Here is a 6082-nt window from a genome sequence, read left to right on the forward strand (position 1 = left end):
GGCCTCAAAACCGGCATCGTCGCCGAACCGGGCGATCAGATCGGCGGCATCGGTGATCACGCCGCGATCGGCGAGATAGGGCATGGGCGCGCAAAGGTCATCGAAATCCATGCCCGGCCGGTTGCGAGAATGATGCCAGTCGAAGCGGAATCGCGCGATGGGGCGGCTCGCGAAGGTAAACGCCTTTCGCGCCGGCGTGCCACCCATCCCGACGCGGGACGGTGGCGTCCAGCGACGGGACATGGCAGGGAGCACGCGATGGCTGACCATGATCCCCTCCCCAAGCCCAAGCCGCCGACCGGCGGCGGGGCGCTGTTCGTCCTGGCGCTGTTCGCCTGCATCGCGATCGGATTCCTGCTGGGCCAGGCGACGATCGGATTCCTGGTCGGCACGGCGCTGGGCATCGCGATCAACCTGTGGCTGGCGCGGCGCGACTGGGGCTGAGTTTGATCCGCTGACGCGGATCGGTGGCTCCGGCCGGCGCCCCGGGCTGGACACGCATGAGACGCTGGCGCTGGACGACCGCGTGGAGGAGCGGAGCGTTACAACGCGCGCGTCACCTGGACGACCCGGCCGATCACCGCCACCTCCGCCCGGTCGCGCAGTTCCTCCGGCCAATCGGGATTGTCGCTGACGATCCGCCAGCGCGCGCCGGCACGCACCAGCCGCTTGACCAACAGCGACTCGCCGATGCGCAGCACCCACACCGCGCCGCGCCCGTCCGGGCGGCGATCGGCGGTGTCGACCAGGATGCGATCGCCGTCGTGCAGCGTCGGCGCCATCGAATCGCCGCTGACCGCGATTTCGGAGGCGGCGTCGGCGCGCACGCCCAGCCGCGCCAGATCCTCCGCCGGATAGCGCGCCGGGCGCATCGCGGCGGCGCCATCGACGGTACGCCCCGGCCCCGCGGACGCCGCGATATCGAGCCGAGGCACAGTCACCAGCGCCGCAGAGACCCCGCCCAGCACCGCTTCATCGACCCCGAAGAACCGCGCCAGCCGCCCGCGATCCTCCTCCGGCAGCAGGCGCGGCGTACCGCGCTTCAGATATTGCTGGAGCCACGCCGGGTTGCGGCGAAGCATCCGCGACAGCGCCGCCATGCTGGCCCCGCCACCGGCAATCAGCGCCTCCAGCGCGCGGCGTTGTTCGGTCCCGTCCACGCTATCAGCCATAGCGTAGGAAATTTCCTAGACAAGTTGGAAATCGCCGATCAGAACAAATGCAGAACACTACGGACGAGTCGGGAGCAGGGGCAGTGTCGAACGTGCTGGCGCGGGTGCGCGGCTATCTGAAGGAGACGGGCATGGCGGCGACGCAATTCGGGCGGGCGGCGGCCAACGACCCCCGCCTGGTGGGCGATCTGGCCAACGGGCGCGAACCCCGCGCGCGGATGGTGGCGCGGATCGACGCCTATATCGCGACTCAGCGGGAGACAAAGCGATGAGCCGGGGGCCGGACGCCGCCACACTGCTGGAACGCGCGCTGATCGCCGATGCGGCGCGCGCCGGGGTGGCGATACACATCACCGCGTGCGACTCGACCCGCTGGGCGAGCGCGACGTTCAGCGGGGCGCGGCACGTGCTGACGTTGGTGCTGGACGGTGGCGATGCCGGCCGCGCGTGGCTGGCGGCGCTGCCGGAGACGGATCTGCCGATGCGGGGGCATCTGGTCGCCGATCTGGCGGTGATCCGCCGAACCGCGACATGCGACCGCACCGACGCGACGATCGAGGCGCTGACGGTCGAGGAGCGGTAGCGCCCCACCCCCGACGGCTTATCAGACGCGGATCGCCAGGCGGCGGAGTTCCTCGAGCGTGGTTTCCAGACCCAGCAACGGCGCTTCCCAGGCGGCGCCCGGCGTGGCCATGGATTCGGGCGGGGCCGGTTCGGCGCGGCGCGCGACGCCCTTTTCCAGGCGATCGAGCAAGGCGTGGATCGTCGCTTCGGTGCGCGGCGCGGCGAGCGGGCGCTCGTCGATCGGCAGCGGCGCCGGGCGCTCGAGCTCGAACGTGTCGATGCGCTCGCCCTCATCGAGCGTGGGCGCGCGGAACAGCGGCGCGACCGGCGGCACCGGGGTGGCCGGTTCGGCCGGAATCGCGTGCGGATCATAGGCCGACAGCGGCGCATCGAGATCGCGCGGAAGGTGGCGTTCGGCGGGCGGCAGCACTTCGACCGGATCGATATCGACCACCGCTTCGGACGCGGGACGAGCGCGGACGTCGAGGAACGGCGTGCCCAGTTCGCGAGTCGCCATCAGCGGCGCGCGCGGCGGAGCGTCGGGATGCGCGTCGGCGCGGCGCAGCACCGGCACGACCTCGGTAGGCTCGGGGCGAAGCGCGGGCCGACGGCGGCGTCGCGGCTGGCGAATCGGCAACAGCGTCACCACCGCCCATGCCAGCGCCCCGGCCAGGCCACCGGCAAGCATCGCCAGCAGCGTGCGCGCGGTGAACCCCAGCGGCGGAGCGGCAGCCGGCACGAACGCGGCGATGCCGCTGTCCTGCGCAAAGGATTCGAGGGCGGAGATGGGCAGCACCAGGACCGTCGCCGCCGCCACGCCCGCCGCCGCCACGGCGGTCAGCGTTGCGGGGTGGAGCGTCAGGCGCTGGTGGAGGGAGAACGCGACCATGGCGCCTTCCTTGCCCCAATTTGGGTGATCTTTTGGTAAACGGGATCGTAGCGAGCCACATTGGACGCCCAATCACGTTCGGATTCGACGAAGGCGCGGCCGCGCGCGCGGCGCGCATCCCAGCCGCCGCGATCGGCGAACAGCGCCGCGACCGCCGCCGCCAGCGCCGACGGATCGTCGGCGGCAAACAGCGTGCCGGTGTCACCGTCGCGAATCAGCTCGCGATGGCCGCCGACGTTCGACGCGGCCACCAGCCGGCGCTGCGCCATCGCCTCCAGCGGCTTGAGCGGGGTGACGAGATCGGTGAGTCGCATCGCTTTGCGCGGATATACGAGCACGTCGATCAAACTGTAATAGCGTTCGACCTGAGCATGGGGAACGCGGCCGACGAAGCGGATCGCGTCCGCCGCCGGCGATGCCGCGGCCTGCGCGCGCAACGCCGCCTCCATCGGGCCGCCGCCGACCAGGATCAGCCTGATCCCCGGTCGCGCCGCCACCAGCGCGGGCATCGCCGCGATCAGCGTGTCGAGCCCTTCGTAATCGTAGAAGCTGCCGATGAAGCCGATCGTCTCCGCCCCGGCCACGCCCAGTTCGCTCGCGAGCGCTGCGTCGGGCGGAAGCGGATCGCCGAACAGCGTCATGTCGACGCCGTTGGGGGAAACCAGCAGCTTGTCGGCGGCGATGCCGCGCGCGATCAGATCCGATCGCAGGCCGTCGCAGATCACCGCCACCGCATCGGCGCGGCGCACCGCCCAGGTCTCCAGCATCCGGGTGAGCCGATAGCGCCACGATCCTTCGCTGCCGGTGCCGTTGCCGACCGCCGCATCCTCCCAGAACGCGCGGATCTCATAGACCAGCGGCAACGGGCGGCGACGGATCGCGCGCAGCGCCGCCAGCGCATCGAGCACCGGCGAATGGGCATGGAGCACGTCCGGGCGGAAATCGTCGATCACGGTGGCGATCCGCCGGGCGAACGCGGCGATCTCCCGCCATTCGCCGATCGGCGCCGGGGCGGGCGCGACCGGATCGGTGCGGTAGAAGCGGATGCCGTCGACCTGTTCCTCCGCCGCCGGGGCGACGCCGTGGCGGGTGCCGGTGACCGCGGCCACGTCATGCCCGCGCCGCATCTGCGCGGTCAGGATCGCGCGGGTGCGGAACGTGTATCCGCTCTGCAGCGGCAGGCCGTGATCGAGGATGTGAAGGATGCGCATGTCGCACTTTCCCTGCCACGCGAAGTTTAACGCCGCGTCAACCGGAGGGTGGCTAGACGCGGAGTGAGCGCGACAGCGCCGGGGACGAACGCGCGAACAAGGGTGGAAAGGCGATGATCGACAATTTCGCGCTGGCGATCACCCACGGCCTGATGCTGCTCGCCGCGCTGCGGCTGTGGCACCGCGACGATCTGGATCGCGAGCCGGGCCCGCGCGACGATGCCCCGCCGCCGCGCGCGCAACGCTGGGGACGCCCGCGTGCGTGACCTCATCTTTTTCGGGTTCATCGCGACATTGTTCGGCATCGGGCTGAAACGCCCGTTCCTGTTCGTGCTCGCCTATGTCTATATCGACACGCTGTCGCCGCAGCTGATGATGTACACCGCGCTCGGCTCGATCCCCTATTCGCTGATCGCCGCCGCGCTGGCGCTGCTCGGCTTCATCGCCGCCGACGACAAACGGGACGTGCGCGTCGCGCCGCGCCAGATCATGCTGCTGATGCTGCTGCTCTATTGCTGGTACACCACGATCAACGCCGATTTCCCGGTCGAGGCGCAGTTCAAGTGGAACTGGGTGTGGAAGGCGATCGCGTTCGGCGTCTTCCTGCCGCTGACGCTGCGGACGCGGCTCAGAATCGAGGCGCTGCTGCTGTTCATGCTGCTGTCGGTCGGCGCGATCATCATCGTCGGCGGCATCAAGACGCTGGCGTCGGGCGGCGGCTATGGCGCGCTCAACCTGATGGTCGCCAACAACACCGGCCTGTTCGAGGGCAGCATCATTTCCGCGGTCGCCATATCGGTCGTCCCGATCCTGCTGTGGTTCACCCGGCACGGCACGATCTTTCCGCCCGACTGGCGGGTGAAGCTGTTCTGCTATGCGCTGGTGTTCGCCTGCCTGCTGATGCCGATCGGCACCTCGGCCCGCACCGGGCTGCTGTGCGTCGCGCTGCTCGGCGTGCTGTTGCTGCGCGACATGCGGATGAAGACGCGGGTGCTGTACCTGTCGGCCATCGCGGTCGTCGGGCTGGTCGCGGTTCCGTTCCTGCCGTCGAAGTTCACCCAGCGGATGGAGACGATCAAGACCTATCAGGCCGACGCCTCCGCCTCGACCCGCATCGCGGTGTGGAAATGGACGATCGATTACGTGAAATCCAACCCGATGGGCGGCGGGTTCGAGGCCTATCGCCAGAACCACATCCGCTACGACAAGGTCGCGGTGGAGGGCGCCAGCAACAACGCCACCGTCGAACGCTCGCTCGAGGTCGATCGCGCCCGCGCCTATCACAGCGCCTATTTCGAGATGCTCGGCGAACAGGGCTATCCGGGGCTGGCGCTGTGGCTGCTGATCCAGCTGGCAGGGCTTGCGCGCATGGAAATCCTGCGCCGCCGCTATGCCAAGGCGACGGCGGACGACGCCTGGATCGCGCCGCTGGCCAGCGCGCTCCAGCACGCGCACCTCATCTACCTGCTCGGCGCGGCGTTCGTCGGTATCGCGCTCAATCCGTTCCTGTTCATGCTGATCGGCACCCAGATCGGGTTCGACACCTACGTCGGGCGCAAGCGCAGCGAGACCGGATGGCAGCCGATGCGCCGCCAGCGCCCCCAGCCGGCGACGGCCTGAGCGATGGCCGGGCTGTTCCTCGTCCGCGCCGGCGACCCCGGCTTCGCCAACCCCGCGATCGCCGGAGCGCGGGCGCAATATGCGCGCCACGGCTTTGGCGAGCCCGTCGCGATCGACCTGCCCGGCTGGCACGCCCTGCACTGGCCCTATGTGCTGGGGGGCCCGGACACGCTGCTGCGCGACGGCGACGATTGCGTCGCGATCGCCGGTACGATCACCGTCGACGGGCGGATGGGCCGGCCCGCGCTCGATGCGCTGCGCGGCATGGCGCTGCCGGCGATCGACTGGTCGCGGATCGGCGGGCAGTTCGTCGCAGTGGTGCGGCGCGGCGGGCGGACGTTCCTGTTCACCGATTACTTCGCCGCCTTCCAGATCTTTCGCGATCGGGACGATCGGCTGTTCTCGACCTCGCTGCTCGCCGCCGCCGGGGCGCTGCCGCGCGTCCATTTCGACGCGCAGGGCGTGTACGAGCTGGCGTTCAACGTCATGCCGATCGGCGATGACACCGTGTTCGCGGAGCTGGCGACGCTGGGGCCGGGCAGCGTGATCGAGCTGACCCCCAACGGCATCGTCACCCATCCGGCGGCCAAGCCGCTGCCCGCGATCGACCGGCTGCCGGTCGCTGA

General features: G+C 70.1%; 9 protein-coding genes and 1 pseudogene. 6 read left to right on the top strand and 4 right to left on the bottom strand.

Translation table 11 applies throughout. The features are described 5' to 3' along the window. Positions 1–270: pseudogene (locus tag VNR91_RS09720) on the bottom strand (hypothetical protein); the annotation flags it as partial. On the opposite strand from VNR91_RS09720, the gene VNR91_RS09725 reads away from it, so the two are divergent. After that, entirely contained in the window at positions 259–444 is a 186-nt protein-coding gene (locus VNR91_RS09725; RefSeq protein ID WP_325490565.1) for a hypothetical protein, read from the top strand. The pseudogene VNR91_RS09720 and the gene VNR91_RS09725 sit on opposite strands and share 12 nt — an antisense overlap. A gap of 98 nt (positions 445–542) precedes the next feature. Here the strand turns inward: VNR91_RS09725 and VNR91_RS09730 are convergent, their stop codons facing one another. Next, positions 543–1172, bottom strand: coding sequence for a S24 family peptidase (locus VNR91_RS09730; RefSeq protein WP_325490566.1), 630 nt, complete (start codon positions 1170–1172; stop codon positions 543–545). 47 nt (positions 1173–1219) lie between these two features. Between VNR91_RS09730 and VNR91_RS09735 the strand changes: the two genes are divergently transcribed. After that, positions 1220–1444, top strand: coding sequence for a hypothetical protein (locus VNR91_RS09735; protein ID WP_325490567.1), 225 nt, complete (start codon positions 1220–1222; stop codon positions 1442–1444). Continuing rightward, positions 1441–1755, top strand: a complete 315-nt coding sequence (locus VNR91_RS09740) for a hypothetical protein (protein WP_325490568.1) — start codon at positions 1441–1443, stop codon at positions 1753–1755. The genes VNR91_RS09735 and VNR91_RS09740 overlap by 4 nt, the downstream gene beginning before the upstream one ends. 21 nt (positions 1756–1776) lie before the next feature. Here the strand turns inward: VNR91_RS09740 and VNR91_RS09745 are convergent, their stop codons facing one another. Both VNR91_RS09745 and VNR91_RS09750 read right to left on the bottom strand, forming a co-directional pair. Beyond that, complete coding sequence (locus VNR91_RS09745) at positions 1777–2625, bottom strand: hypothetical protein (protein ID WP_325490569.1); 849 nt, start codon at positions 2623–2625, stop codon at positions 1777–1779. Then, positions 2595–3836, bottom strand: a complete 1242-nt coding sequence (locus tag VNR91_RS09750; RefSeq protein ID WP_325490570.1) for a TIGR04063 family PEP-CTERM/XrtA system glycosyltransferase — start codon at positions 3834–3836, stop codon at positions 2595–2597. The genes VNR91_RS09745 and VNR91_RS09750 overlap by 31 nt, the downstream gene beginning before the upstream one ends. 113 nt (positions 3837–3949) lie before the next feature. Here VNR91_RS09750 and VNR91_RS09755 point away from each other — a divergent pair, with 113 nt between their 5' ends. The 3 genes from VNR91_RS09755 to VNR91_RS09765 all read left to right on the top strand — a co-directional run. Then, positions 3950–4102, top strand: a complete 153-nt coding sequence (locus VNR91_RS09755; RefSeq protein WP_325490571.1) for a hypothetical protein — start codon at positions 3950–3952, stop codon at positions 4100–4102. Continuing rightward, positions 4095–5456, top strand: a complete 1362-nt coding sequence (locus tag VNR91_RS09760) for a putative O-glycosylation ligase, exosortase A system-associated (protein WP_325490572.1) — start codon at positions 4095–4097, stop codon at positions 5454–5456. Before VNR91_RS09755 ends, VNR91_RS09760 begins: the two co-directional genes overlap by 8 nt. Positions 5457–5459: 3 nt before the next feature. Further along, the coding region (locus VNR91_RS09765) for a hypothetical protein (protein WP_325490573.1) at positions 5460–6082 on the top strand (623 nt) is incomplete at its 3' end.

It is taken from the genome of Sphingomonas sp. (assembly GCF_035555815.1).
GTDB lineage: Bacteria > Pseudomonadota > Alphaproteobacteria > Sphingomonadales > Sphingomonadaceae > Sphingomonas.

Bases quoted from the DNA above. Each gene is read 5' to 3' on its own strand.
- VNR91_RS09740 (WP_325490568.1), top strand. From the start codon at position 1,441: ATGAGCCGGGGGCCGGACGCCGCCACACTGCTGGAACGCGCGCTGATC.
- VNR91_RS09750 (WP_325490570.1), bottom strand. From the start codon at position 3,836: ATGCGCATCCTTCACATCCTCGATCACGGCCTGCCGCTGCAGAGCGGA.
- VNR91_RS09725 (WP_325490565.1), top strand. From the start codon at position 259: ATGGCTGACCATGATCCCCTCCCCAAGCCCAAGCCGCCGACCGGCGGC.
- VNR91_RS09735 (WP_325490567.1), top strand. From the start codon at position 1,220: ATGCAGAACACTACGGACGAGTCGGGAGCAGGGGCAGTGTCGAACGTG.
- VNR91_RS09745 (WP_325490569.1), bottom strand. From the start codon at position 2,625: ATGGTCGCGTTCTCCCTCCACCAGCGCCTGACGCTCCACCCCGCAACG.
- VNR91_RS09755 (WP_325490571.1), top strand. From the start codon at position 3,950: ATGATCGACAATTTCGCGCTGGCGATCACCCACGGCCTGATGCTGCTC.
- VNR91_RS09730 (WP_325490566.1), bottom strand. From the start codon at position 1,172: ATGGCTGATAGCGTGGACGGGACCGAACAACGCCGCGCGCTGGAGGCG.